We start from the raw sequence: 26,771 nt of genomic DNA on the forward strand, positions 1-26,771 counted from the left end.
TGGGGTTAGAGCTTTTCGATGTCAATGCTGTTGATGGTGACATCCTCGACGGGGCGGTCGCCCATGCCGGTGCGGACGCCTTCGATCGCGTCGACGACCTTCCTGGAGTCCTCGTCGGCGACCTCACCGAAGATGCTGTGCTTGCCCTGCAGCCAGTCGGTGGGGATGGTGGTGATGAAGAACTGCGAACCGTTGGTGCCGCGTCCCATCTGGACACCGGCGTTGGCCATGGCCAGCTTGTACGGCTCGTTGAAAGTCAGTTCCGGGTGGATTTCATCGTCGAACTTGTAGCCCGGTCCGCCGGTGCCGCGGCCCAGGGGATCGCCGGCCTGGATCATGAAGTCCTTGATGATGCGGTGGAAGATGGTGCCGTTGTAGAGCGGCGTGCCGGTCTTCTTCTCGCCCGTTTCCGGGTGGGTCCAGTCCTTCTCACCGGTGGCCAGCCCGACGAAGTTGTCGACGGTCTTCGGCGCGTGGTTGCCATAGAGGTTGACGACGATGTCGCCGAGGCTCGTGTGGATAGTGGCTTTTGCGGTTGCGTTGGCAGTCATAGCGCCCATTCTTCCATGACGGCTCCGCCCGCATAGGGCCGCACAGTCAGTTCCGCGCTGGGTGAAATCCACTGGAAATCGGTCTGAAGAATAGCCGGTGCGTTCCTAGACACGTAGGCTAACAGCAGAACCGTCACATTAATCGGGAGGTAGTTGTGAAGAAAACGGATCGTATTGCCCGTGACCTGGAGCAGTCAGTCAGCACCGGAGTAGACAGCGCCAAGGACTGGGCGGCCCCGCGGGTTGAGGCTGCCGTGAACTGGGCTGTTCCCCGTCTGCAGTATGGGCTGGATACCGCCTCTCCCAAAATCCAGGAGGGGCTCAAGTCGGCGGCCCACAATCTGGCCGGTAGCGTTGCCACCGTCACCCCGCGCCTTCAGGATGGTCTGGCCCAGCTTGCGCCTAAGATCCACGACGCCGCGGAAAGCGCGACTCCGCGCCTGCACGGGGCTGTGGATAAGGCAGCACCGGTAATCGCCAACGCACGCGACAGGGTGGTTGTCGAATACCTTCCCAGGCTTTCCGACCAGATCGGGCAGGCTTCCGTGGCCGTCCACCGCACGCTGGAAAACGCTCCGGCGCACGTGGACGCCGTCGCACAGAAGCTTGTTGATTCCGGCGTGGTCCACGGCGTCCAGACGCAAGCCCAGACCGCCAAGGGACATGCCAAGACTGCGGGCAAGAACATCAAGGCGGCCGCCAGCGAAGTCAGCAAAACGGCCAATGCCAAGCTCGCCAAGCAGCAGAAGCCCAAGCACCGCGGCCTGCTGATCTTCGGCATCATCGCTGCCGCAGCTGCCGCGGGTGTTGCCGCATGGAGGGCTTCCAGGCCCGTGGAGGATCCCTGGAAGGTACCGACGCCGGTAACGCCTGCCCCGGCGGCCACTCCTGCCGGCGAAACGCTGAAGGACACTGCCGACAAGGCCGGCTCCGCGGCTGTTGCAGCAGCGGACTCTGCGGCCGAGGCTTCCACCGAGGCATCCGATTCCGCAGCTGCCGCGGCGGACAAGGCGACGGAAGCGGCCAAGGACGCTGCCGACGACACCGCGAAGGCTGCCGCCAAGGTTGCCACCGATGCCAAGACTGCCGTCCGCAACATCGCTTCCAGCCTGAACAACGGGGCAAACAAGCCGGGCCAGTAGCTCCGGCTGGGCACTGGCCGGCTGAGCCAAGACTCGGCCAAAGGCAGTCCGGCTGCCGGCAGTGCCCTGCATTGTCCTAGGGAGGGATTCCGCCACGGCGGGATCCCTCCCTTTTGTTTCACGCGGCGGGTTTCACTCGGCGGGTTTCACTCGGCAGGTTTCGCACGGACTGCGGGGGCGCGTCGCGGTCCGCTTCATACGGCAGGCATGATGCTAAATTTGTGGTGATGTCACCCCATAGATCACCCCAGGATGCCTTGCTCATTGCTCCGCCACCGGCTGTATCTATTGTGATCCCGGCGTACAACGAGGAAAGCGTCATCCGGCAGTGTCTGATCGCCGCGGTATATCAGTCGGTGCCTGCCCACGAAATCATTGTGGTGGACAACCTGTCCAAGGACAGCACGGCGGACATCGTGCGCCAGATGCAGCTGGAGTATCCGGAAAGCCCCATCATCCTGCTCAGCCAGGACAGCACCCAGGGGCTCATCCCGACGCGCAATTTCGGCTTGGACCACGCCACGGGCGATATCCTCGGCAGGATCGACGCCGACTCCGTGCTGGAGCCGGACTGGGTAGAGCAGGTCCAGGCAGCCTTCGCGGACGCGTCGGTCCACGCAGCAACTGGTCCGGTGGTCTACTACGACATGCCGCTGCGCCGGTTCGGGCTCAAAGCAGACGACAGGATGCGCCAGCTGATGCTCAGGCTTGCTAAACACCAGTATCACTTCCTCTTCGGCTCCAACATGGCCCTCCGCCGCTCGGCCTGGGAAACCATCCGCGCAGAAACCTGCCGGGACGAACGGGACGAGATGCACGAGGACATCGATCTTTCACTGCACCTGGCCGACCACGAACTGCGGATCCAGTACTGGCCCCAGATGATCTCGGGCATGTCGGCCCGGCGGCTCGAGGACTCACCGCGGGATTACCGCTACTACGTGACGCGCTTTGACCGCACTTACAAGGCCCACAACGTCAAGAAGATGGCACTGAAGGCTCCCATGGTGGTGTTTTTCTCAGTTTATTTCCCGGCGAAATTGCTCCGCGCCATTCACACGGTCAACGTGGCCCAGCCCGCCCGCCGCGGCGGCCAATAGACGCGGTCAATAGGCCGGTCAATAGGCGCTGCCGCTTAGCGCGGCGCACCCGGCGCCTAGTCGGTGCCGAGCTCCGCCAGCCGCTCTGTACCGGGGCCCTCCGGAGTGCGCCCCTCTGCCGAGCCCCGGGCGGAGCGTGAGCCGCGCTGCCCAAGGACCACGACGGCGAGCCCCACCAGGATCATCGCCAGTCCGGCATAGGTCCCGGCAGGGAGCGTTTCGCCCAGGAACGCCGCAGCCAAAAGCGCCGCTCCCGGGATTTCCAGCAGGATGATCATGGATACCAGCAGCGGGCTCATGGTCGCCAGCAGATAGTTGAACGCGGTGTGCCCCACCAGCTGTGCGCACACGGTAATGGCGAGGATCCCCATCCAGCCGGTGGCTTCGAACCCTGCCAACGGCTGTCCGGCCAACAGCGCCATACCCGCCACAATCGCGGCGCACATGCCGTAGCACAGGGTCGTGTAGATGCCGGTGCCCATGCTCTGCCGCGCCCTGCCTCCGGCGAGCGTGTAGATGCCCGCCAGGGCGCCTCCGACCACGGCCAGGAGATCGCCCACGAGCGCCTCGGGCGAGGTGCCCATATCAAAACCGGTAATCGTCACTACGCCACCAAAGGCGAGGCCCAGCCCCACCAGGACCGGCCAGCGGTACCGGACTCCCCGGAAGAGTTGGAAGACCGCGATCCAGCCTGACTGAAGGCACACCAGCGCCGTCGCCGCCGCGACCGACGTCAGCTGCAGGGAGGTAATGAAGCAGGCGAAGTGCAGGGCCAGGGCAACCGCAGCCGCGAGCGACCAGCGGAACTCGGCTCCGGTCACCCTTGCGAACTGACGGGGGTTGCGGACCACAACGGGACCGGCCATCACGACTGCTCCAATGGCGTTGCGCCAGAAAGCGATGGCGAGGGCACTGACCGACGTGGCGCCCAGCGTGGCGGCAATGAGGGGTCCGGACGACGCCACACCCAGCACCCCTACGGCTGCAAGTAAGAAGTTCACGTTCCAACCCTAATGGGGTGGACCTCTGTGGCCCCTACAGCCGCCACGCCTTGACCGGTACATACCGCGGTGCCAATCTTAAGTCGCGGTCTCACATCCTGATCTGGCCATCATCGAAGAAGGAGACCATCATGGCGTCAATGATCCGCAAGAGCCTGGACCATCCCGAAGAAACACGTCCTGTTGCCGACGGCATGGGCCAGGTGGACCTCGTCAACCTGGACTCTGGCCCGGTTGGACGGGCCACTTTCCTCCCAGGCTGGAAATGGTCAGATCATGTCAAGCCGATCGCCAAAACTGACAGCTGCATGGCCAGCCATACCGGCTACACGATTTCGGGCCGCATCAAGGTGGTCATGGATGACGGCGAGGAACTCGAGTTCGGGCCCGGCGACTTCGGCGTCATCCCGCCGGGGCATGATGCCTGGGTACTCGGCGACGAGCCGTATGTGTTCATCGATTGGCAAGGGATGGCGGATTACGCCAAGCCACAGGAGTGACTGAGGAAAAGGGCATGCAAAAAGCCCCGGACCGCGTTTCCGCGGTCCGGGGCTTTTCCTATGGTGGAGGCACGGGGACTCGAACCCCGAACCCCCTGCTTGCAAAGCAGGTGCGCTACCAATTGCGCCATGCCCCCATAAGAAGCAACCCGACAATCATACCCTAGGTCCGGAGAGCTGATTTCCAGCTTCCATCCCCAGGCTCCGGGCTAGTCAACCGTATCGGTTGAATTGCTCCAGATCACTTTCCGGGCTTCGGATTCCTGCACTTTCCGGTAGAGGAGGACACCTGCGACCGTGGCTGCGATAACCAGCAACTTCTTCACATGTACCCCGTTCCGGTTCAGTCATTGACGAACCTTCACTAACCTCTACCAGAACCAGTACAGGTTCCGTGGGCGTACCAGGACTTGAACCTGGGACCTCTTCGTTATCAGCGAAGCGCTCTAACCGCCTGAGCTATACGCCCCGATGCCTCATCGGGCCGAGATATGACTGTACAGCACATCCCGGCCCGATCTCAAATCGAGGCTTTTTTCCGCGGCTTTCCGCGGAAAAGTACGGGATTTAGTCGTCCGTGAGGGTCACGCCAATGCCGCCCACGAGCGTCGCCGCAATGTTGTACAGCACCGCGGAAAGCATCGACAGGGCCGTCAGCAGCACCACGTTGATTACGGCGATGATGGTCGCGAACGAGGCAACCTGCCCCAGGGACGCCACCTTCTTCAATTCAAAGCCGCCACCCTCGGAGCCGGCGAGGGTCCCGAGCAGGCTGTCCACCTGGTCAAAGATCCCGGTCAGGTCCAAAACGGTCCAGAGCACGATCGCCGCCACCACCGTGACGATTCCCAAGGCCACGGAGAGCAGGAAGGCCATCTTCAGCACGGACCAGGGGTCCACCTTGCTGACCAACAACCTGGCACGGCGTACCTTGGCCTTGGGAGCCGGCTTGATCAGCCCGGTCGTGCCCTGCCCGCCGGGCTGGGCGGGCCGCTGGCCCGGGACGGCGGGGCGCTGTCCGGGGACCGTGGGGCGCTGGCCGGGTGCGGGGGGACGCTGTCCCGTTCCTGCGGCTGCGCCGGACACGCCTGGGCGCTGCTGCGGCCGCGAGGGAGCGCCGCTTACGCGCGGTGCCGCGGCGGGTTGCCGTACTCCGCCCGACACGCCGCTGCTCGGCTTGGGATATGAGTCGGAATTACTCACTCGTTACCTCCGGTGTTGTCTTCGTCCAGCTCGGCATTGCCTGATGACTCATCTGACTCCGGGGCCGGTACTGATTCTTCCTCTGCGGACTTCTCATGCAATCCGCCATCTTCAGCCAACGTTACGTCATCCGGCGTGGAAGCCCGATTTTCGGCGTCCTCGCCTGCATATTCGGCTGCATCTTCGCCTTCGGTCACCTCGTCGCTTTCCAGCCCGCGTTCGCTGTTCCGGGCCACGGCGATGATGCGGTCGTTCTTGTCCGGCTTGGCGAAAATAACGCCCATGGTGTCGCGGCCCTTGGCCGGGACTCCGGTCACGGAGGAACGCACCACCTTGCCGCCTTCCATGACCACCAGGACTTCGTCTTCCTCGTTGACAATGAGGGCACCGACGAGGTGGCCGCGTTCTTCCTGGTACTTGCCGACCTTGATGCCAAGGCCTCCGCGGCCCTGGAGGCGGTATTCCTCCACCGCGGTCCGCTTGGCGAAGCCGCCTTCGGTGACAATGAAGACAAACGATCCGTCCTGCACGACGTCGGCCGCCAGCAGTTCGTCGTCCTCACGGAATTTCATGCCGGTCACGCCCGACGTTGCCCGGCCCATCGGGCGCAGGGCCTCGTCCGTGGCCGTGAAGCGGATCGACTGGCCCTTGCGGGATACGAGCATCAGGTCATCGGTTTCGGACACCAACTGGGCCGAGACGAGCTCGTCGCCGTCGCGCAGGTTGATGGCGATCACGCCCGCGGACCGGTTGGTGTCGTAGTCCTCCAGGCGGGTCTTCTTGACCAGGCCGCGCTTGGTGGCGAGCACCAGGTACGGGGCGTGCTGGTAGTCGCGCAGGTCCAGCACCTGGGCGATGTGCTCGTCCGGCTGGAACGCCATCAGGTTTGCCACGTGCTGGCCCTTGGCGTCGCGTCCGGCTTCCACGAGCTCGTACGCCTTGGCGCGGTAGACCCGGCCCAGGTTGGTGAAGAACAGCAGCCAGTGGTGGGTGGTGGTGACGAAGAAGTGTTCGACGACGTCGTCGCCGCGCAGCTGGGCGCCCTTGATGCCCTTGCCGCCGCGCTGCTGCGAGCGGTAGTTGTCGCTGCGGGTGCGCTTGACGTAGCCGCCGCGCGTGATGGTGACAACCATTTCCTCTTCGGGGATCAGGTCCTCGATGGACATGTCGCCGTCGTAGCCCAGCAGGACCTTGGTGCGGCGGTCATCGCCGTGCTTGGCGACAATCTCGGCGAGTTCGGTGCTGATGATCCCGCGCTGGCGCTCTTCGGAGGCCAGGATCGAGTTGTACTCGGCGATCAGGGACTCGAGTTCGGCATGCTTGTCCTGGATCTTCTGGCGTTCCAGGGCGGCGAGCCGGCGCAGCTGCATGTCCAGGATGGCAACGGCCTGGACCTCATCGATGTCCAGCAGCTGCATCAGGCCGTCGCGGGCGGCTTGGGTGGTGGTCGAGGCCCGAATCAGGGCGATGACCTCATCGAGTGCATCGAGTGCCTTGAGCAGGGCCCGCAGGATGTGCGCTTCCTCTTCCGCCTTCCGCAGCCGGTACCGGGTCCGGCGGGCAATGACGTCCATCTGGTGCGTCACCCAGTGGCGGATGAACGCATCCAGGCTCAGCGTGCGCGGCACGCCGTCGACGATTGCCAGCATGTTCGCGGCGAAGTTGTCCTGCAGCTGGGTGTGCTTGTAGAGGTTGTTCAGCACCACCTTGGCGACGGCATCGCGCTTGAGCACGATCACCAGGCGCTGGCCGGTGCGTCCCGAGGTTTCATCGCGGAGGTCGGCGATGCCGGAGATCTTGCCGTCCTTGACCAGCTCGGCGATCTTGATCGCCAGGTTGTCCGGGTTGGCCTGATACGGCAGCTCGGTGACCACGAGGCAGGTGCGGCCCTGGAGTTCCTCGACGTTCACCACGGCGCGCATGGTGATGGAGCCGCGGCCCGTGCGGTAGGCGTCCTCGATGCCCTTGTGGCCCAGGATCGTGGCGCCGGTCGGGAAGTCCGGTCCCTTGATGCGTTGGATCAGCTCTTCGAGCAGCTCTTCGCGGCTGGCGGTCGGGTTGGCCAGGTACCACTGCACACCGTCGGCGACCTCGCGGAGGTTGTGCGGCGGGATGTTGGTTGCCATGCCGACGGCGATGCCGGAGGAGCCGTTGACCAGCAGGTTGGGGAAACGCGCCGGCAGGATGGTGGGTTCCTGGTTCTTGCCGTCGTAGTTGTCCTGGAAATCGACGGTTTCCTCGTCGATGTCCCGCACCATTTCCATCGCCAGCGGGGCCATCTTGGTTTCGGTGTACCGCGGGGCGGCCGCGCCGTCGTTGCCGGGCGAGCCGAAGTTACCCTGGCCGAGGGCCAGCGGGTACCGCATGGTCCAGTCCTGGATCAGCCGGACCAGCGCATCGTAGATGGCAGTGTCGCCGTGCGGGTGGTACTGGCCCATGACCTCGCCGACCACGCGGGCGCACTTGTTGAAGGAGCGGTCCGGGCGGTAGCCGCCGTCGAACATCGCGTAGAGCACGCGGCGGTGGACGGGCTTGAGGCCGTCACGGACGTCCGGGAGGGCACGTCCCACGATCACGGCCATGGCGTAGTCGAGGTAGGAGCGCTGCATTTCGGTCTGCAGGTCGACCTGTTCGACGCGGTCGGTCAGCACATCGCCGTCCAGCACGGTGCCCTCAAGCACGGGCTCGGAGCCGGCCGGGACCTCGGGTGTTTCGTCACTCATAGTCTATATTTTCCGTTTCAGGTATATATCAGTCCAGGAATATCTAGGGCGGTGTGGTGCTAGATATCCAGGAACCGAACGTCCTTGGCGTTCTGCTGAATGAAGTTTCGGCGGGACTCGACGTCCTCGCCCATCAGGACGGAGAAGGTCTGGTCCGCCGCCAGGGCATCGTCCATGGTGACCTGCAGCAGCGTGCGGTGGTCCGGGTCCATGGTGGTGTCCCAGAGCTCGGTGTAATCCATCTCGCCGAGGCCCTTGTAGCGCTGGATGCCGTTGTCCTTGGGAATGCGGCGGCCGCCGGCCTGGCCGGAGACCAACTTGGCGTCGCGTTCACGGTCGCTGTAGACGTAGTCGTGCGGGGCGTTGGACCACTTGATCCGGTACAGCGGGGGCTGGGCGAGGTAGACGTAGCCGTTCTCGATCAGCGGGCGCATGTAGCGGAACAGCAGGGTCATCAGCAGCGTCGTGATGTGCTGGCCGTCCACGTCGGCGTCGGCCATCAGGACGATCTTGTGATACCGCAGCTTGCTCAGGTCGAAGTCCTCGCCGATGCCCGTACCGAACGCCGTGATCATGGACTGGACCTCGGCGTTGCCGAGGGCCTTGTCCAGCCGGGCACGCTCCACGTTCAGGATCTTTCCGCGCAGCGGCAGGATGGCCTGGGTTTCCGGATTCCGGCCGCGCTTGGCGGAGCCGCCGGCGGAGTCGCCCTCCACGAGGTACACCTCGCACTTGGCCGGATCCTTCGACGAGCAGTCGGAAAGCTTGCCGGGCATGCCGAAGGACTCCAGCGGGCTCTTGCGGCGCGCGTTGTCGCGGGCCTTGCGGGCGGCCATGCGGGCCTGCGCCGCGGAAATTGCCTTGCGGATCACGTCGCGGGCCGGACCGGGATTGCGTTCCAGCCAGTCGCCAAGACCGTCGGTGACCACGCGCTGGACAAAGCCCTTGACCTCGGAGTTTCCGAGCTTCGTCTTGGTCTGGCCTTCAAACTGCGGCTCGGCCAGCTTGACCGAGATGACGGCCGTGAGGCCTTCGCGGATATCGTCACCGGTGAGGTTGTCGTCCTTTTCCTTGATGATGCTTTTCTCCCGCGCATAGCGGTTGATGAGTGAGGTCATCGCGGCGCGGAAACCCTCTTCGTGGGTGCCACCTTCGTGCGTGTTGATCGTGTTGGCGTAGGTGTGGACGCTCTCGGAGTACGCGTTGGTCCACTGCATCGCCATTTCCAGGGCGATGTGGCGTTCCTTGTCCTCGGTTTCGAAGGCGATGACGTCCTCGTGGACCACGTCCACCTTCTTGCCGGAGTTCAGGTGCTTCACGTAGTCCAGCAGGCCGTCGTCGTACTGGTACACCACGGTGTGGAATTCGGCGGCAACTTCGCCTTCGATGGGAACGGTGTCCAGATCCAGGTCGTCGTCCGCGGACTGCTCCTCCGGAGCCCGGCGCTCGTCGGTCAGCGTGATGCGAAGTCCCTTGTTGAGGAAGGCCATCTGCTGGAAGCGTGCGCGCAGCGTTTCGAAATCGAAGTCGGTGCTCTCGAAGATGGTCGCATCGGGGTAGAACGTCTGCGTGGTACCGGTCTCGACGGCCTCTTCGCCCTTGACCAGGCTGCCCTGGGGCTTGCCGCCGTCGGCGAAGGACATCCGCCAGACGTGTCCCTGGCGGCGGACCTCGGTGTCGACCCGGCTGGACAGCGCGTTGACCACGGAAATACCCACACCGTGGAGGCCGCCGGAAACGGCATAGCCGCCGCCGCCGAATTTGCCGCCCGCGTGCAGGATGGTCATGACGACTTCCACGGTGGGCTTGTGCTCGGTCGGGTGCATGTCCACCGGGATACCGCGGCCGTTGTCGACCACCTTGACTCCGCCGTCGGCCTGCAGAACGATTTCGATGTGGGTGCAGTAACCAGCCAGCGCCTCATCGACGGAGTTGTCCACCACTTCATAGACCAGGTGGTGCAACCCGCGGGGTCCGGTGGAACCGATGTACATGCCGGGACGTTTCCGGACAGCTTCCAGACCTTCAAGTACGGTGATGTCACTGGCGCCGTATTCGCGCGGTGTCGCGGTCCCCGACGACGACGCCGCTGCCGCCGCCACTTGCACTACCGCTTCCGCTACGTCTTCCACTGCCGGGATCTCTGCATTGTCGTTAGCCACAGGCGCTTTCGACTCCTCTATGTTCGTTGAAGGCCGGCCCTTGCCTCTTCCGTGGAAAAGGCTCCTGCCAACAGGCACGTCACTGACGACGCCGGGTGTTCCGCTGACTTGGGATCCCGTCCGCCGCACGCTGAAATTGCGTCGGAAACGGACTCAGTCAACGCTTCACCGGCGCCCAGTTATCTAGATCGATTCTATCGTGTTATAGGAGCCAAACCCGCATTCCAGGGCGCCAAACGGGAGGGAAAGTGCCGCTGAGAGGCCATTGGCTCCCCCTGCAAGGCTTTCGGGGTCCAGCCCTAGGGTGCCTATACGACTCCGGGGCGTTCGAGCGCCCTACACGCCGCTTGGGGATTTTTCAAGGGTTTTTGCAAGAAGTGCTTCACATTCGGTGCGTGTCTCGGGCACCCGGGGCTATCCGTACGTGTCGCGGGGACCGCGGCCATTGACCGTCCGGAGGCCCTTGCGCCAGCTCGGGGCGGCGGGTCCGAGCACCTGGATGCTGGTGACGACGCCGTCGCCAAGCTCGGTGCGGAATTTCTCCAGCAGGCTGCTGCTCAGCAGCCGCAGCTGGGTCGCCCATGCCGTGGAATCGGTCCGCACATGCAAGGTGGTGTCCGTAAAACTCTCAGGGGTGCAGTGCGCCGAGATCTCCGGGCCCACCAGCACGGCCCACTGCGCCATGACGGAGCCGACGGCCACCGGCGAGCTCCATCCGCGTTCGGCCACGAGGCGTCCCACGACCTTTCCCAGGCCCAGCGGATCCCGGCCGGTGCCATGGAATTGGGAGAACCCGCGGGTACCGCGCGCGGCGCGGGCGGGTTTCTGCGTGCCGGCACCGGAGCGTGGGAGCGCCCGGCGGATTTCGCCCCGGGCGGCGGCGGCGTCGCGCATCCTGTTCAGTGCTGCCTGCGCGGCATCGATGTCGTCGGGATCCCGGCCCGGTTGCAGGCCCCCGTCGGTATCCTTATTCATCGATTTTCCTGCTCATCGATTCCTCCCGGGATGACCTTCACCCGCCGTCCGGTTAGTTCAGCCGGGATATCGTCCTCGACGGCGGCAGTGACAAGCACCTGCTCGGCGCCGGATACTATTGCCGCCAGTTTACGCCGCCGCTGGACGTCAAGTTCGGCAAAAACGTCGTCCAGGATCAGGATTGGGGGCGACCCGCCAGTGCGGGCATCATCGAGCATGACGTAATAGGAGGCCAGGCGCAGGGACAGGCACATGGACCAGGTTTCTCCGTGCGAGGCGTAGCCCTTGGCCGGGGCGGATCCAAGCACGAGCTCAAGCTCGTCGCGGTGCGGTCCAACCAGCGAGATTCCGCGTTCCAGTTCCTTGCGGCGGGCCGCGGCAAAGGCCTGGATGTAGCGCTCGGTGAGCTGCTCGACGGAGAGCAGGCGCAGGTCCTCCGCCAGTACAGGGGTGGCAGCGGCGGCGTCGTCCGAATCGGCGCCGCCTGCAGGTCTGGACTCCGCTGGTCTTGATGTGGCGCCGTCGTCGTCCAGGATGTCCTGCAGCGTGGAACGGTACACCGCAGCGGCCTCCTTGGAGCCGTCGGTTAGCTGCGCGTAGGCGTTTTTGAGGTGCGGTTGCAGGCGGTCCACAAGCTCGAGGCGCGCGTGCAGCAGTTCGGCCCCGGCGCGGGCCATGTGCTGGTCCCAGACATCCAGCGTTGCCTCGTGCCCGGTGCTGAACTTTCCGGCCCGGGCCGACTTGAGCAGTGCGTTGCGCTGCTTCAGGACCCGGTCGTAGTCACTCCTGGTCGCGGCATGGCGCGGCATGAGGCTGACCAGAAGCTCGTCAAGGAACCGGCGGCGGCTGGACGGATCGCCCTTGACCAGCGCCAGGTCTTCCGGAGCGAAGATCACGGTCTGGCAGATGCCAAGCAGGTCCCTGGCGCGGACCGGATTGCTCCTGTTGATCCGTCCGCGATTGGCCCGCGCCGCGTTGATTTCCAGTTCCAGCACGGTCGACTGCTCGCCACGGACCAGCTTGGCCCGGATCATCGCCCGCTCGGCACCAAAGCGCAGCAGTGGGGCGTCCGTGCTGACCCGGTGTGAGTTGAGCGTGGCCAGATAGCCGATCGCTTCCATCAGGTTGGTCTTGCCGATGCCGTTGGAGCCGATCAGGACGGTGACGCCGGGCTCAAGGTTTAGATCGACCTGGGCGTAGCTGCGGAAATCTGTGAGCGAGAGTTTTTCTAGGTACACGCGGGATTCAGGACCTCACCGGCAGGATTACTTGGCCGGCCGGGTCGCGTGGCCGCCGAACTGGTGGCGCAGCGCGGACACCATCCTCATGGCCGGCGAGTTGTCCTCGCGGGAGGAGAACCTGGCGAACAGCGCAGCCGTGATCGCCGGTGCCGGCACGGAGTTGGCAATAGCCTCCTCGACGGTCCAGCGGCCCTCGCCGGAATCCTCGACGTAGTCCGAGATCGATTCCAGTCCGGGGTCCTCGTCAAGGGCCTTGACCATGAGGTCCAGGAGCCAGGAGCGGACCACCGTCCCCTTTTGCCAGGCCCGGAAAGTCCCGGGAAGATCGGCGACGATGTCCTTGGCGGTCAGGAGTTCGTACCCCTCGGCGTAGGCCTGCATCAGGCCGTATTCGATCCCGTTGTGGACCATCTTGGCGTAGTGGCCGGCCCCGATACCGCCGACGTGCACGAAGCTGTCAGCCCGGTCACCTGCTGGACGGAGCGCGTCGAAGACCGGGAGGGCCCGTTCGATATCCGCGGCATCGCCGCCCGCCATGAGGCCGTAGCCATTCTGGAGGCCCCAGACTCCGCCGGAAACGCCACAGTCGGCAAAGCTGATTCCCTTTTCGGCCAGTGCGGCACCGTGCTTCTGGTCTTCGGTGAATCGGGAGTTGCCGCCGTCGATCACGAGGTCGCCGGCGTCGAGCTTCGTGCCGAGTTCGGTGATCACGGCATCGGTGATGTCGCCCGAGGGGACCATGACCCAGATCAGCCGCGGAGCCGGGACGGCGGCGATGAGTTCGTCCACGGTGGCGACGTCGGCAACGTCGGGGTTGCGGTCAAAACCGGTGACCTCGATCCCGCCGTTGCGCAGGCGTTCGCGCATGTTGAAGCCCATTTTTCCAAGGCCGATTAGTCCGATGTGCACGGGATGAACTCTTTTCTGCGCTGGGGTGCTTCGGGTGGAACTTCACCCAACTGACTGGCGGTCGTGGCCGTTTTGAGGGGTCAAAACGGCCGTATCTGTCAGTTAGTTGGGCAGCCGGACGGGCATGACGAGGTAGCGGTAGTCGCCCTGGTCCTCGCCCTCGGCGTCCTGCTGGGCCGTGATCATGGCCGGCTTGGGTGCGGTGGTGAAGGAGAAGCGCACGAACTTGGTCTCGATGACGCTCAGGCCCTCGATCAGGTAGTGCGGGTTGAAGGCCACGGTGATGTCCTCGCCGGACAACTGGGCTTCGAGCTCTTCGGAGGCCTGGGCGTCCTCGCCGGTGCCTGCGTCCAGGTGCAGCTGGCCCTGGGTGAAGGCGAGCCGGACGGGGGTGTTGCGTTCGGCCACGAGCGAGACGCGGCGGACGGCTTCCACCAGTTCCTGGGTCTGCACGGTGGCGTGAATGGGGGTGGAATCCGGGAAAAGCGAACGGATCTTCGGGTAGTCGCCGTCCACCAGGAGCGAGGTGGTGGTCCTGCCGCCGCTCTCAAAGCCGATCAGCCGGCTGTCGTCGTCGGCGAGGGCGATGTTGATGTCGCCGCTGCTGCCCAGGGTTTTTGCCACTTCGTTGAGGGTCTTGGCCTTGACCAGGGCGCTCGTGGAGATGCCCGGAGTCGCAGGCTTCCACGGAACTTCACGCATGGCCAGGCGGTAGCGGTCGGTGGCCAGGAGGGTGATGAGGTCGTCCTCGATTTCCATCCGCACGCCGGTCAGGATCGGCAGGGTGTCGTCCTTGCTGGCCGCGATGATCACCTGGGACACCGCCTGGGCGAACGAATCGCCGGGAACGGTGCCGCTGATCGTGGGCAGGGCCGGCAGCGGTGGGTATTCGGCCTCGGGCATCGTGGCCAGGTGGAAGCTGCTTCGGCGGCACGTGAGGGTCACCTTGTTGCCGTCGGTTTCGACCTCGACGGGTGCGGACGGCAGACTGCGGCAGATGTCCGCAAGCAGGCGGCCCGAAACCAGGATGGTGCCTTCGGTGCTGATGTCAGCGGGGATTTCGAGCCTTGCGGAGGTCTCGTAATCGAAGCTTGAGAGGCTGACGGTACCGGCTTCAGCCTTCAGGAGCAGGCCTGAAAGTACGGGAACGGGCGGCCGCGGAGACAACGACCGGGCGGTCCATGTCACGGCTTCTGCCAGGACGTCCCGTTCGACTCTGAACTTCACGGAAGGGTGCCGCCTTTCATTGCTGCTGTTTGTGCTGAAAATCGCTAAGACTGCTCAAGCTGCCGCGGACCTCGGCAGGGATGCCGAACTCCGTCAACAAGGGGATCGTCCGCCCTCCCCGGGCCTCATGGCCCGGGGAGGGAACCACAAAAGATGTCCGGGACGGACGCACTGCAGACAGCTTAGCCCCAAGGTGAGCGTTTCTCCCATCCCCGGGTTACATGAGTGTTGTTCGCGGGGCCGGTCTGCTGTGCCGGTCCGGAACGGGCCTGGGCACTGCTCGGAGGTCGGAAGGAGATTGTTGTTTGAGGGAATTTCATTTTCTTGGGATTAGTAGTGTTAATAACTGCTGTGGAAACTGTGGATAACTCGATCCTGCCGTGCGAATCCGCGGTTAAGCCCTGTTCATGGACTGTGGGCGGAGCAGGTTTTAAACAGGGTGTGGATGGGGACAAGTTTTTTGGGCGATTCGCCGATCCACAGACGCCTTAAGGGTTTTAAGCCCATTAACCGCGGTTGTCCCCTTAAGTATCCACAGGGTTGTCCACAGGGCCCTGTTAATAAGGTAAGAGTGCGCCGACGGACGGCTCAGGAATTACGCTGCTGCTGCTTGATCCGGTTGGTCAGCTCTGTCACCTGGTTGTAGATGACCCGGCGTTCCGCCATGAGTTCGCGGATCTTGCGGTCGGCGTGGATCACGGTGGTGTGGTCGCGGCCGCCCAGCTCCTGCCCGATCTTGGGCAGGGACATGTCCGTGAGCTCCCGGCACAGGTACATCGCGATCTGCCGTGCGGTCACCAGCGTGCGGGTGCGCGACTTGCTGCAGAGCTCTTCCATGCTGAGCTTGAAGTAGTCGGCCGTCTGCGTGAGGATCTGGGCCGAGGTGATTTCCTGGGCACCGTCGTCGGTGATGAGGTCCTTGAGCACCATCTCGGCCAGGGCCACATCCACCGGCTGCCGGTTCAGGCTGGCGAAGGCCGTGACGCGGATGAGGGCGCCTTCAAGCTCGCGGATGTTGCTGGAAATTTTCGAGGCGATGTATTCGAGCGCATCATCCGGGGCGGAGAGGCCTTCGCTGAGGGCCTTCTTCCGGAGGATCGCGATGCGGGTTTCCAGTTCGGGCGGCTGGATGTCGGTCAGCAGGCCCCACTCGAAACGCGACTTCATGCGGTCTTCAAAGCCGGCGAGCAGCTTCGGCGGCTGGTCCGAGGTGATGACCACCTGCTTGTTGTTGTTGTGCAGGGCATTGAACGTGTGGAAGAACTCCTCCAGGGTCCTGTCCTTGCCGGCCAGGAACTGGATGTCATCGATCAGCAGCACGTCCACGTTGCGGTACGTGGTCTTGAAGCTGGTGCCTTCATCGTCGCGGATGGAGTTGATGAAGTCGTTGGTGAATTCCTCGGAATTGACGTAGCGGACCCGGATCCCGCTGTAGAGCCGGCGCGCATAGTGGCCGATCGCGTGAAGCAGGTGGGTTTTGCCGAGCCCGGAGTCGCCGTAGATGAACAGCGGGTTGTAGGCCTTCGCCGGTGCCTCCGCCACAGCCACGGCGGCTGCGTGGGCGAACCGGTTGGAGGAACCGATCACGAACGTGTCGAAGACGTACTTCGGGTTGAGGCGGCCGAATTCGTGCGAGGTGCTCGGCAGCATCGGCTGCGGCTTCAACTCCACGGTCGGGTCGGCGGCCAGGGAAAGTTCGACGGCGGGTTCGGGTTCTGTGTGCAGGGGCACCAGATCAGTGTCGACGTCGATCGCGCAGCGGATTTCGTCGGAAAACACGCTCCGGAGGGCGTCGTCGAGGGCTTCCTTGACCTGGGTCTGCAGCACTTCGCGGGTGAGCTCGTTGGGGACGGCCACCAGAAGGGTGGAGCCGATCAGGCCCTGGGCCTGGGCCAGGATGACGAAGCCGCGCTGCCGGGGCGACACTCGGTGGTCGTTCTCCAGAAGGCTCACCACCCGCCGCCAAGAACTTCCGACAGTGTTGGCTTGGTTGGCTTCGTCTACTGTCATCAATCAGTTCCTCAAACTTGCTGGCCTGCATTAGGTGCATCCACGCGGTCCGGAGCTCTATACCGGCCGACTCAATCCACAGGGTTATGCACAGTCCGTGGATAAGGGGTTACTGAGACACTGTAGGGGATGAAAACGCTAGAAGATAGCTGGGTTCAGTCCTGTGGATAATTACACCGTTGTTGTTCTGAAACGGGGCGCGTGACGCGCTTCATCCACAGGCTGCGGCGGCAGTTAGCCACAGCTGGGGAAAGCTTGCGGAGCGACCCCCGGTTTGACTCGGGAGGTCGGCAAGCCCTAACGTTGTGAAGTCCCATGTGTACGCTTTTCGCCTCATCTGAATCTCTCCCGACGCCACGCGTTGAGCGAGTTACGAGGGAAGTGGCACATACAAAACTTAGCGTCGGCCAGTTCTTCCCCTTGATCGGGTGGGCGCACCTTTGATCCACTGGAGTAACTAACGTGAGCAAGCGGACTTTTCAGCCGAATAACCGCCGTCGAGCCAAGAAGCACGGCTTCCGCCTTCGTATGCGTACCCGTGCCGGCCGTGCCATCCTGGCAGCCCGTCGTGGCAAGGGCCGCACCGAACTGTCGGCCTAAATAACTGACTCGTCGGTCCATATCCCTGTGCGAGTTGAACGGTGCTAGCCACCAGGAACCGTCTGCGGACATCAACCGATTTTTCAACCACTGTACGTTCCGGTGTCCGCAATGGACGCCGGAACGTAGTGTTATATGCGGCAGCTCTCGCTGCCGATGAACCAAGCCGGATCGGATTCATCGTTTCCAAGAGTGTCGGGAACGCTGTTGTCAGGAACCTCGTTAAGAGGAGACTGAGAGAAGCCGGCGCTTTGTCGTTGCAGAAATACGGCAGCGGGTTCGCCATCGTGGTCCGGGCACTGCCCGCCTCGGCGGGGGCCAGCTGGGACCAGCTGCTCGCCGATTATGACGCCGCTTTGGACACCACCATGAAACGGCTGGGCGGCCGCCTTCCAGAGGCTGCTTCATCAGGTTCTTACGAGACAACACAGGAAGGGACCCCGCGTGCGTAACTCAACTGCCGCCGTCGTCCCCCGCCTGTTAGTTGCGACGCCCGGATCGGCCCTGCGCCGGTTGGGCACGATGGCCTGGAACCTGCCCCGCAATGTCCTCATTCTGCTGCTGATGGCCTACCGCAAGGTGGTCTCGCCGCTGTACGGCCAGGTTTGCCGTTTTTTCCCCAGCTGTTCGGCCTATGCCCTTGAAGCGATCACAGTGCACGGTGCTGTGAAAGGAAGCTGGCTGGCTGCCAGGCGCCTCTTGCGCTGCCACCCATGGAATGCCGGCGGTGTGGACCATGTCCCCGCCGGGCATCGGGAATGGCCAGCCGGCCGCACCCCCACAATTGTTGTGCTGAACAATCCGGACAAGTACCTGGCTGCTCAGCCTGATGGAGAAGGCCGCACTGCGGCCTGACGAATAGGGAATCGTATGGACATCTTTGAAACACTTTTGGCCCCGTTCAAATGGCTGGTCTCGGCCATCATGGTGGGCTTCCACGACGGCCTGAGCGCCATCGGCATGCCGGCGGCCAGCGGCTGGACCTGGACCCTGTCCATCATCGGGCTCGTGCTGGTCATCCGCGCCGCCCTGATTCCCGTCTTCGTCAAGCAGATCAAGGCCCAGCGCGGCATGCAGCTGCTGCAGCCTGACCTGAAGAAAATGCAGGACAAGTACAAGGGCAAGACCGACCAGCTGTCCCGCCAGGCCATGGCGCAGGAACAGATGGCGCTGTACAAGAAGCACGGCACCAACCCGTTCTCGGCCTGCCTGCCCATGTTGATCCAGATGCCCTTCTTCTTTGCCCTCTTCCAGGTGCTCTCGGGCATCAGTTCGGCCAAGGCGGGCGGCCATGGCATCGGCGCCATGAGCCCGGAACAGGTCAAGCAGTTCGACGAATCCACCATCTTCGGCGCCCCGCTCTCGGCATCCCTGCTGCACGGCGGCGGCGGCAACGAGGTGTCGGTGTGGATCCTCTCCATCGTGATGATCCTGGCCATGACGGCCTCGCAGTTCATCACGCAGAAGCAGATCATGGCCAAGAACATGTCCGAAGAGGCCCTGGCCAGCCCGTTCATGCGCCAGCAGAAAATGATGCTCTACATCCTGCCGGTCGTCTTCGGCGTGGGTGGCATCAACTTCCCCATCGGCGTCCTGATCTACTGGACCACCACGAACCTCTGGACCATGGGACAGCAGTTCTTCGTGATCCGCCGGATGCCTACGCCGGGATCGCCGGCCGCCAAGGCTCTCGCCGAGCGCCGGGCCGCCAAGGGCCTGCCTGCCCTGCCCCTCCTGGGCGGCAAGAAGGCCGACGCCGAGGCAGCCGAGGCTTCCGCCGCGGCCGCCGCCGTGGAAGCCAAGACCCAGCGCGTCCAGCCGCAGCGTAAGAACAGGAAGAGGAAGTAATGTCCGCCGAGAGCACCGAAAACGCTATTTCCACCGAGTTTGAAGACGACCGGGACGACGCCCAGGAGGCAGCTCAGGAGTCGTCACAGGACGCAGCCGAGGGCGCGGAGGCCGGCACCGGCAAGAGTGGTTCTGCAAGCCGCCTCGAAGAAGAAGGCGACGTCGCTGCGGACTACCTTGAGGAACTCCTGGACATCGCGGACATCGATGGCGACATCGACATCGAGGTCCGCAACGGTCGCACGTATATCTCAATTGTCGCCGAAGAAGAATCGGCCGGCCTGGAAAGCCTTGTGGGCCGTGAGGGCGAAGTCCTTGAGGCGCTCCAGGAGCTGACGCGGCTCGCCGTGCTGTCCGCGACGGAGAACCGGTCCCGCCTGGTCCTGGATATCAACGGATACCGTGCCGAGCGTGCCGGTGACCTGCAGAAGATCGCAGAAGACGCCGTCGCCGCGGTCAAGGATTCCGGCGAGGCAGTTGCCCTGGCTCCGATGAGCGCCTATGAGCGCAAGATCGTGCACGACGCCGTCGCCGATTTGGGACTCGTCAGCGAGTCCGAAGGCGAAGGCGCCGACCGGCACATCGTTGTCTCCGCAGACTGAACCGTTGACTAGCTTGATGGTTGAAATTACCGCGCCCGAACTCAAGGCAGCAGAGTCCATCTTCGGTGACCGCCTGGAACTGGCGACCCGCTACGTCGAGCACCTGGCCACGTCCGGGACCGAACGTGGCCTGATCGGCCCCCGCGAAGTGCCGCGGCTGTGGAGCCGCCACGTGCTTAACTGCGCCGTCATCGAGAGCCAGATTGCCCACGGAAGCCATGTCGCCGACGTCGGCAGCGGGGCCGGCCTGCCCGGACTGTGCCTGGCCATCGCCCGGCCGGACCTGGAACTGACCCTGATCGAACCGCTGGAGCGCCGCGTCATCTGGCTCCAGGAGGTGGTGGATGACCTTGGCCTCGAGAACGTCACGATCATGCGGACTCGCGCGGAACTCGCGGTGGGACTCGTGAACGCCGACGTCGTTACGGCACGCGCGGTATCCGCGCTGTCCAACCTCGCAGGCCTGACCATTCCGCTCCTGGCCGGCAAGGGGGAAGTCGTAGCCATCAAGGGACGCAGCGCCGGCGAAGAAATTGAAAAGGCCGCCAAGATTATCCGCAAGCTGGGCGGCATTAAGACGTCCGTGGTGGTGGTGGGCGAGGAACTGCTCGAGGAACCCACCACCGTTGTGCGAATCGTAGTGAACAAGCCTCAAAAGATTACCTAGCACCGGCCCCGGTGCCCGGGGAGTCCGAGGGGAAGAGGTTAGGCTAGTAACCGGCAGCAAAAGCCGAATGAGAGTGAGCGTGTCATAGTGAGCAGTAGCGAAGCCTCCACACAACGGATCCCGCCGTTTGTGTCCCTGGGGTCCGCACGGGCGTTTACGGCTCCTGCAGTAGCTTTTGACTACTCCGGAAATCACACGGCTTCGGTTGCAAAGGCGAGCGGAATGGCCAGTGTTTCACGTGAAACCTCTCTTCCGCACACCGGGAACGTGCTGGACTCCATCGACGATTCCAGCCCCATCGCCCGGGAACTCGCGCATGAAAACAAGCGCCGCGAGCGGTTGCTTGGCCGGCAACTGCCCAAACCGGAAAAGACCCGGGTCTTCACCGTCTCCAACCAGAAGGGCGGCGTCGGCAAGACGACGACAACCGTCAACATCGCCGCCGCGCTGGCAGCCGCAGGCCTGAACGTGCTCGTGATCGACATCGATCCGCAGGGCAACGCCTCCACAGCCCTGGGAATCGAGCACCACGCCGACGTCGACAGCATCTACGATGTCCTGATCAACGATGTCCCGCTGAAGGACGTTGTGGCCCCGTGCCCCGACATCGACAACCTGATCTGTGCGCCCGCCACCATCCACCTCGCCGGTGCCGAAATCGAACTCGTTAGCCTGGTGGCCCGCGAGCAGCGGCTGCGCCGCGCAATCGATGTGTACTCCAAGGAGCGCGCCAAGAATGGCGAAGAGCGGCTGGACTACATCTTCATTGACTGCCCGCCGAGCCTCGGACTGCTGACGGTCAATGCTTTCTGCGCGGCCGGCGAAGTCCTCATCCCGATCCAGTGTGAGTACTATGCCCTCGAGGGCCTGAGCCAGCTCCTGAAGAACATCGAGATGATTCAGAAGCACCTGAACGCCGATCTGGTTGTCTCCACGATTTTGCTGACCATGTATGACGGCCGCACCAACCTCGCCGCCCAGGTGGCAGCCGAGGTCCGGGAGCACTTCCCCAAGCAGGTGCTCGGCGCGGTGGTACCGAGGTCGGTACGCATTTCCGAAGCACCGAGCTACCAGCAAACTGTCATGACGTATGATCCTTCTTCCAGCGGCGCCCTGTCTTATCTGGAAGCCGCAGCGGAAATCGCGGAACGTTAGAATCTTTTCGAGAATTGCACTAACCAGAGCCAGGTGAATCCCGGCTCTTCCACTGGAGGGATTTATCCATGAGCGATAAGCGACGCGGCCTCGGCCGTGGACTTGGCGCACTCATTCCAAGTTCCGCCGCGGCCAGCGCCTCCGGAAACGGCGCTGCCCCATCCCGGCCCGTGGACCTCTTCTTTCCCGAAGCCCGAAAAAAGACTTCCGACGCCGAGGCGCTCCCCGACGTCAACACCGCGCAGGCCACGGCGCCGGAGTCCGATGCCAAGGCTGGCGATCCATCTGACGTCACTGCTGACGTAGCTGCCGCCAGCAGCGCTGCTGCCGAAGCCGACTCGGCTGCCGGCGCTGCCGGTGCGGGGTCCAAGAAGGCTCTCACCCGGAAGACGGCTGCGCCGAAATCGTCGACTGCTGCTGCCAAGCCGTCCGCGGCCGACTCCGGCGAGCAGTTGCCGGTCGAGTCCACTTCGGTGCAAGGCGACGAGCGGACTGTTGAACTCGTCGAGGTGCCCGGTGTCAGATTTGCCGAAATCCCGGTCACTGATATCCATCCAAACCGCAAACAGCCCCGCTCGGTCTTCGATGAGGACGACATGGCGGAGCTGGTGCACTCCGTGCGGGAAATCGGCGTCCTCCAGCCAATTGTGGTCCGTACCTCAACCGAAGAGGGTGGCGAACCCTACGAGCTCGTCATGGGTGAACGGCGGTGGCGTGCAGTACAGGCCGCTGGCCTGGAAACCATCCCCGCGATTGTCCGTGATACCACCGATGACGACCTCCTTCGCGATGCGCTGCTGGAGAACCTGCACCGCAGCCAGCTGAATCCGCTCGAAGAGGCTGCGGCTTACCAGCAGCTCCTCGAAGACTTTGGGACTACCCACGAGCAGCTGGCGGACCGGATCGGCCGTTCGAGGCCCCAGGTGTCCAACACGCTGCGGCTGCTGAAGCTTCCCCCGCTGGTCCAGCGACGGGTTGCCGCAAACGTTATCTCGGCAGGTCACGCCCGCGCGTTGCTGGCACTTCCGGACGCCGCGGCCATGGAACGGCTGGCGCAGAAAATTGTGTCGGAGGGTATGTCGGTGCGGGCAACCGAAGAAGCCGTCACCCTGTATCAGAGCCCCGCCTCGCCGGCCAAGAACAACATCCCGCGCCCGGGAGCCCGCCACGAACGGTTGGACTACTTGGCGTCGTCGCTGTCTGATCGTCTTGATACGAACGTCAAGATCTCTCTCGGTGCCCGTAAGGGTCGGGTCAGCATTGAGTTCGCCAGCGTCGAGGACCTGAACCGCATCATGGACGTTCTCACGCCTGGAGCGCCCAGCTAGGCCGCGGACGGCTGAGTTTCCGGGAGGGTCTGTTTCACGTGAAACAGACCCTCCTTTCTCGTTAATGCCAGCGCTCCAAATACTGGCGATGCGTGGGGCGGGCCCCGACTGTCCTTCATTCTCGCCGTAACCCTTCGCGTACGGAGGCTTCGGGCGTGGGACAGGTGCGTCGCCGTGCTTGGTGCCGGAGCTTTGTGCGCATACTCATCTCAGATGGCCCCGCGTTCGTCCCTATTGTGGGAAAAGTGAACTGAAATTTTCAGCGTAGGTGTAATCGGGACGCCTGTGTACGTCCTCCCCTTCCTGCCCGCGCGTGCGAGGCCGGTGGCAGAGCGCGGTGCTGAAGCAGCCGTCGACGCTCCAGGCAAGAACTCTTCGAACACCTGCTCCGGAGCCGTCGATCCATGTTTCACGTGAAACAGGACCGGCGAGTCGACGTCACGGCGCCCAGTCCCCTCGAAGGCCCGAGGCGGTCTAAGGGCGAGAGCTGAGGAAGGTGGAACTATCCGTTTAGTTGCTGAACGTCCGTGGTCCGCCGGTCGTCAGCGTCCGTGCGGAAGTCGGTATTCCGACTGAGCGACGGCATTGGGGGTGCCTGATTGCCAAGCGGCTGGGAACCGGCAGGATGGTTGAGCGGATGGCTCGACCGATTGCAGATGATCGATCAGATACCCACGCCTGCGTCGTGATGATTGAGCCTCCAATGAGAAAATGCTCGGCCGGCGGTTTTGCCCACGTCTGGCTCCGCGTTCCACCTAGTTCCGAGGGCCCTATTCAACGACCGCAGCAGGCAGGAACAGCACACGAAAAACTGCCAGCTCTCGGGATCGTCGGAGATCCGCGGCCGGAGCTGACCTCTTTCCAGAGCGGCTGCAATGTCCGCAGGACCAGGTCCGTGGCAGCCACAGCCTCTTGTGGGGCCCTGAAAATGCCGTCCGGCGCCGTTGCAGAGCTGCATGGGAAGCCCGATAGCCGAATGAACGCCGAGCAGGCTGGAGGGCCGCAGAAGTCCGGATCTGTCGAAATTTGCCGTGTGACGGAGTCTTTCATTCTTCGCCGGAGTGTTGCAAGAATGCCGGCAGCCCTACTTTCCCTTGTGTAGTCGTTGAGGCGCCCCTGGAAGGCAACCCCGGAGATTCTACGGCCACGGTTTTGACCAGGCTCGCCGCGCCCGGTCCGCCGCCAACGGTCCACGGCCCCAAGTCTGAGCGACGGTGCCCGTTGTGGCGGGGGCGAGATTGGCCATTGGTCTGGGTCGTCGTTGCTGGCCTGCGGGCCGAAAGGTGGACCTCGATATGGATGTTGATGTGGCGCCGACGCCGCAGAAGTACCTAGTGTCGTAGCGATGCGGCGGAGTGCCCCTCATGGGAAGCCGACTGGGCTGCTTGGTATCAGGGCGTTACGTCCCCTACAGCTCCCCCGGCCAGCTCGCTGGCCGTATCGGATTCGCCAGCTTGGTCGATACTCCTGAACGCCGGCGCGCTTCAGTTGCCGTTCGCGTCGTCCATGTCCGAGCGTGCAGGTCGGCTTGCCCCGGCCCGGGCACCCCGCTACATCCGAAGGCGTGGCTTCCCAGGACACCCTGCACGGTGGCTTCCCGACGCACCCGGCACCGCTGCTCCCCCACACAGTTTGGCCGACGGCCCCGTATGCGTCCGCTGCCACTAGAGGCTTTGCGAGAGTCCAGCAATGATCCGCCAATGGACGTCACCAGCACTCACCGCAGGGAAGCCCTGGCAGTCCGGTCCACCAGGAGCCGTGGCGAGCGGGACTCCGGATACGCAATACCGGCAAGTCGCAAGCGGAGGACGTGCCAGTGCCATGTCGATTTAGATTGGGGGTCGGTCACGCCTGCAGCAGCGTCGGCCTGGCTGGGACGGTTTTTGTGCGATGGGAACGCCAGCCGCCATCGTTGGGGATGCAGCAAGCCTCTTCACGTCCAGATGGACGAGTTGCCCTGTACGTTCGCGTTCGTACCGGTTAGCCGTGGTCCGGGTGGAACGGATCGGAACTCCAGTCAGCGAATCACAATCCGCGGACCGTGGGACCCTGTGCCGCTCCACAGTCCGGCGCTGCCTCGGCTCGGAATCTTCCGGACCCATCGGCATGCGGTCTGCCGGAATATGCTCCGCTCCGTCGCAATGCGAGCACGCGGCAGGCCGCCACGCGTTGGCCCAGCAGTCGACTTTCATGAACCGTCTTGTAGGCACCACGTGGTGCACGGGGACTTTCGATCGACGAGGGCGTGACATAGACAGCTCCACTGAGCCCGGCGGTCGGCCTCTCTTTCAAGCGCCATGTGTCAGCAACGGGCCGGCGCAGTACACCACGTCCTCTACAGGCGAACCGTGCAGCATGACACGGCGACGTGACCCCATGGCGAATGACGGAGGCTGAGAGCTTAGACGGGGACGGGCCACGCTCCCCTGCCAGCTACGGTGCTCGGCGTTTGTGAGGCTGAGGTATGGCTGCTGAACGCCGTCACTGACCGAGGTTCTCAGAGCCGTCCAGAGTTCCTGCTCCTGCCAATGCCCGGTGGACAGGGCGGTGGATAGAGCGGTGGATATTGCTGTGGATAACTTTGTGGATTAGTTTCGGACCGAAGCTCAGTACGGCAGGCGCTCTGGGACACGAACCGCGGTGATGCCGCCTGCCTCAATGCTCCGTTGAATGCTCGTACTCCGTTTCACGTGAAACATGATCGTGACCTGAAGGGTCGATGCCAGAGGCTTTCATGAGAATGTATTAAATCGCCGCTCTAGGGTTAATTTTTCGGCGTATATGACTTCCTTTCTTAGTCGAGTCATCAGGGCTCTATATGGGGCGTGGCGGCATACCACCAGCACCGCGGGCAGCCGGTCAATCGGTCGGCGCCGGAGGTCCCATCGACGCGTCCTCGGTCGGAGGACGGGGGTGTGAATAATCTCTCGGGGCCTGTGGATAACTATGTGAATAACTTCTGTGGAGAACATGGTGGATATCTTCGGCGCGACGGATCCGACCGTCGTCTGGACGTGCTGGGCGGGCATGAATGCAGGCCCTCTCTGACGTCACCCTGGCTATCCGGACGGCTGCAGCGATGAAACAAATATTGATCGGTGGGCCCTTAGGAAGGTGCCATCAAGACAGCGGTGATTTGATCAGGGACAGGGACTGCGGCAGGGACAGGGACGGATTGAGGATCTCGTTCCTAGGACGGCGGCAGTGGCTTCAATCGGTAGGTCCGCGCGAAACCGGGCGTCGATGGAGATGTTGCCGAGGTGCCGAACCTCACTGGGGTTCGACTAGTAACGCCACGGACACGAGCGTGGGGGTGAGGAGAGAGCGCACCCCTTCTCTCCCAGGCCTTCTGTCCCAGGAACGAAGACCCCTGGGTGTTCGACGGGCTCTGAACCATCGCATACCCGGTTCTCTCCTTAGGGCCAGGAGGGCCTGAGCTGCCGATGGCACGCGTAATTGGAGGGCCGCCGTGGGGTTTGAGGGGTGCTTGAGAGTGGACATGGCCGGAGACTAGCGGCCCGGCACCGCAGGCCAGATCAGCAGTGGATAGAGGAGGTGGGACCAACAAGCTCGGTTCTGAATCTGGCCACTGCTGTACGGGCACAGGACTTACGGACCAACGGCTGGGGCAGCGGGGCCTGAAGAATTGGCGGCGTGATTCGGCTGGCTCCCGGAGTCCGCCAGGCGCGGGAGCCGGATGGTGGACCTAGCGCGACGAGAAATGTTGTCGAAGGGTTCGGGTGTGGCCGGCCATAGCGCGATGGAATGGGAACTCCGTCCCCCTGCTGATCTGTCGTAGACGGCCCGCCATGCGTCATCCATTGACT

22 protein-coding genes, 2 tRNA genes and 1 pseudogene are annotated in these 26,771 nt (G+C 63.6%); 11 read left to right on the forward strand and 14 right to left on the reverse strand.

What is annotated here, in order from left to right; translation table 11 throughout:
• Window positions 1-5: 5 nt before the first annotated feature.
• Window positions 6-551, reverse strand: coding sequence for a peptidylprolyl isomerase (locus tag BLS42_RS13690; RefSeq protein WP_090582054.1), 546 nt, complete (start codon window positions 549-551; stop codon window positions 6-8).
• A gap of 155 nt (window positions 552-706) precedes the next feature.
• On the opposite strand from BLS42_RS13690, the gene BLS42_RS13695 reads away from it, so the two are divergent.
• Both BLS42_RS13695 and BLS42_RS13700 read left to right on the forward strand, forming a co-directional pair.
• Window positions 707-1,693 (forward strand): hypothetical protein, encoded by a 987-nt coding sequence (locus BLS42_RS13695; RefSeq protein ID WP_090582056.1) that lies wholly within the window; start codon window positions 707-709, stop codon window positions 1,691-1,693.
• 227 nt (window positions 1,694-1,920) lie between these two features.
• Window positions 1,921-2,793 (forward strand): glycosyltransferase family 2 protein, encoded by an 873-nt coding sequence (locus tag BLS42_RS13700; protein ID WP_090582057.1) that lies wholly within the window; start codon window positions 1,921-1,923, stop codon window positions 2,791-2,793.
• A gap of 56 nt (window positions 2,794-2,849) precedes the next feature.
• Here BLS42_RS13700 and BLS42_RS13705 read toward each other — a convergent pair whose 3' ends face one another.
• Window positions 2,850-3,794: a DMT family transporter gene (locus tag BLS42_RS13705; protein WP_090582059.1), complete on the reverse strand. Its 945-nt coding sequence runs from the start codon at window positions 3,792-3,794 to the stop codon at window positions 2,850-2,852.
• A gap of 131 nt (window positions 3,795-3,925) precedes the next feature.
• Between BLS42_RS13705 and BLS42_RS13710 the strand changes: the two genes are divergently transcribed.
• Window positions 3,926-4,294 carry a cupin domain-containing protein gene (locus BLS42_RS13710; protein WP_090582060.1) on the forward strand — a complete coding sequence of 123 codons (369 nt, stop codon included), beginning with the start codon at window positions 3,926-3,928 and terminating at the stop codon, window positions 4,292-4,294.
• Window positions 4,295-4,355: 61 nt separating this feature from the next.
• Here the strand turns inward: BLS42_RS13710 and BLS42_RS13715 are convergent.
• The 11 genes from BLS42_RS13715 to dnaA form a co-directional block, all read right to left on the reverse strand.
• A tRNA-Ala gene (locus BLS42_RS13715) sits at window positions 4,356-4,431 on the reverse strand.
• Between the two features lie 72 nt (window positions 4,432-4,503).
• On the reverse strand, window positions 4,504-4,620 hold the full coding sequence (locus BLS42_RS20410) for a DLW-39 family protein (protein ID WP_216699097.1): 117 nt from the start codon (window positions 4,618-4,620) through the stop codon (window positions 4,504-4,506).
• Between the two features lie 69 nt (window positions 4,621-4,689).
• A tRNA-Ile gene (locus tag BLS42_RS13720) sits at window positions 4,690-4,763 on the reverse strand.
• 98 nt (window positions 4,764-4,861) lie between these two features.
• Window positions 4,862-5,497, reverse strand: coding sequence for a DUF3566 domain-containing protein (locus BLS42_RS13725; RefSeq protein WP_090582061.1), 636 nt, complete (start codon window positions 5,495-5,497; stop codon window positions 4,862-4,864).
• Window positions 5,494-8,220: a DNA gyrase subunit A gene (gene gyrA, locus BLS42_RS13730; RefSeq protein ID WP_143019196.1), complete on the reverse strand. Its 2,727-nt coding sequence runs from the start codon at window positions 8,218-8,220 to the stop codon at window positions 5,494-5,496. The genes BLS42_RS13725 and gyrA overlap by 4 nt, the downstream gene beginning before the upstream one ends.
• 59 nt (window positions 8,221-8,279) lie before the next feature.
• Window positions 8,280-10,382 carry a DNA topoisomerase (ATP-hydrolyzing) subunit B gene (gyrB, locus tag BLS42_RS13735; RefSeq protein WP_090582062.1) on the reverse strand — a complete coding sequence of 701 codons (2,103 nt, stop codon included), beginning with the start codon at window positions 10,380-10,382 and terminating at the stop codon, window positions 8,280-8,282.
• Between the two features lie 414 nt (window positions 10,383-10,796).
• Entirely contained in the window at window positions 10,797-11,357 is a 561-nt protein-coding gene (locus BLS42_RS13740) for a DciA family protein (protein ID WP_090582064.1), read from the reverse strand.
• On the reverse strand, window positions 11,354-12,595 hold the full coding sequence (gene recF / locus BLS42_RS13745) for a DNA replication/repair protein RecF (RefSeq protein WP_090582066.1): 1,242 nt from the start codon (window positions 12,593-12,595) through the stop codon (window positions 11,354-11,356). The genes BLS42_RS13740 and recF overlap by 4 nt, the downstream gene beginning before the upstream one ends.
• A 27-nt stretch (window positions 12,596-12,622) precedes the next feature.
• Window positions 12,623-13,507, reverse strand: coding sequence for a phosphogluconate dehydrogenase (NAD(+)-dependent, decarboxylating) (gnd, locus tag BLS42_RS13750; RefSeq protein ID WP_090582068.1), 885 nt, complete (start codon window positions 13,505-13,507; stop codon window positions 12,623-12,625).
• A gap of 102 nt (window positions 13,508-13,609) precedes the next feature.
• Window positions 13,610-14,734 carry a DNA polymerase III subunit beta gene (gene dnaN, locus BLS42_RS13755; protein WP_090582070.1) on the reverse strand — a complete coding sequence of 375 codons (1,125 nt, stop codon included), beginning with the start codon at window positions 14,732-14,734 and terminating at the stop codon, window positions 13,610-13,612.
• A gap of 588 nt (window positions 14,735-15,322) precedes the next feature.
• Window positions 15,323-16,744: a chromosomal replication initiator protein DnaA gene (gene dnaA, locus BLS42_RS13760; protein WP_018775671.1), complete on the reverse strand. Its 1,422-nt coding sequence runs from the start codon at window positions 16,742-16,744 to the stop codon at window positions 15,323-15,325.
• 462 nt (window positions 16,745-17,206) lie between these two features.
• Between dnaA and rpmH the strand changes: the two genes are divergently transcribed.
• The 8 genes from rpmH (at window position 17,207) to BLS42_RS13800 (ending at window position 22,944) form a co-directional block, all read left to right on the forward strand.
• Window positions 17,207-17,344, forward strand: a complete 138-nt coding sequence (rpmH, locus tag BLS42_RS13765; protein WP_003800212.1) for a 50S ribosomal protein L34 — start codon at window positions 17,207-17,209, stop codon at window positions 17,342-17,344.
• A gap of 41 nt (window positions 17,345-17,385) precedes the next feature.
• On the forward strand, window positions 17,386-17,796 hold the full coding sequence (gene rnpA / locus BLS42_RS13770) for a ribonuclease P protein component (RefSeq protein ID WP_090582072.1): 411 nt from the start codon (window positions 17,386-17,388) through the stop codon (window positions 17,794-17,796).
• On the forward strand, window positions 17,789-18,199 hold the full coding sequence (yidD, locus tag BLS42_RS13775; RefSeq protein WP_371129577.1) for a membrane protein insertion efficiency factor YidD: 411 nt from the start codon (window positions 17,789-17,791) through the stop codon (window positions 18,197-18,199). The genes rnpA and yidD overlap by 8 nt, the downstream gene beginning before the upstream one ends.
• A 15-nt stretch (window positions 18,200-18,214) precedes the next feature.
• On the forward strand, window positions 18,215-19,192 hold the full coding sequence (yidC, locus tag BLS42_RS13780) for a membrane protein insertase YidC (protein WP_090582076.1): 978 nt from the start codon (window positions 18,215-18,217) through the stop codon (window positions 19,190-19,192).
• Window positions 19,192-19,794 carry a Jag family protein gene (locus tag BLS42_RS13785; protein WP_090582078.1) on the forward strand — a complete coding sequence of 201 codons (603 nt, stop codon included), beginning with the start codon at window positions 19,192-19,194 and terminating at the stop codon, window positions 19,792-19,794. Before yidC ends, BLS42_RS13785 begins: the two co-directional genes overlap by 1 nt.
• Window positions 19,795-19,810: 16 nt before the next feature.
• Entirely contained in the window at window positions 19,811-20,461 is a 651-nt protein-coding gene (gene rsmG / locus BLS42_RS13790; protein ID WP_090582080.1) for a 16S rRNA (guanine(527)-N(7))-methyltransferase RsmG, read from the forward strand.
• 87 nt (window positions 20,462-20,548) lie between these two features.
• The gene (locus tag BLS42_RS13795) at window positions 20,549-21,616 is read left to right on the forward strand and encodes a ParA family protein (protein ID WP_090582082.1); all 1,068 of its coding nucleotides are present in this window, start codon (window positions 20,549-20,551) and stop codon (window positions 21,614-21,616) included.
• A 68-nt stretch (window positions 21,617-21,684) separates the two neighbouring features.
• Window positions 21,685-22,944 (forward strand): ParB/RepB/Spo0J family partition protein, encoded by a 1,260-nt coding sequence (locus BLS42_RS13800; RefSeq protein WP_090582084.1) that lies wholly within the window; start codon window positions 21,685-21,687, stop codon window positions 22,942-22,944.
• A gap of 1,890 nt (window positions 22,945-24,834) precedes the next feature.
• Here the strand turns inward: BLS42_RS13800 and BLS42_RS20630 are convergent.
• Window positions 24,835-24,983, reverse strand: a pseudogene (locus tag BLS42_RS20630) (IS481 family transposase); the annotation flags it as partial.
• Between the last annotated feature and the right edge of the window lie 1,788 nt (window positions 24,984-26,771).

It is taken from the genome of Arthrobacter sp. ov407 (assembly GCF_900102895.1).
In the GTDB taxonomy this organism is placed as follows: Bacteria; Actinomycetota; Actinomycetes; order Actinomycetales; family Micrococcaceae; genus Arthrobacter.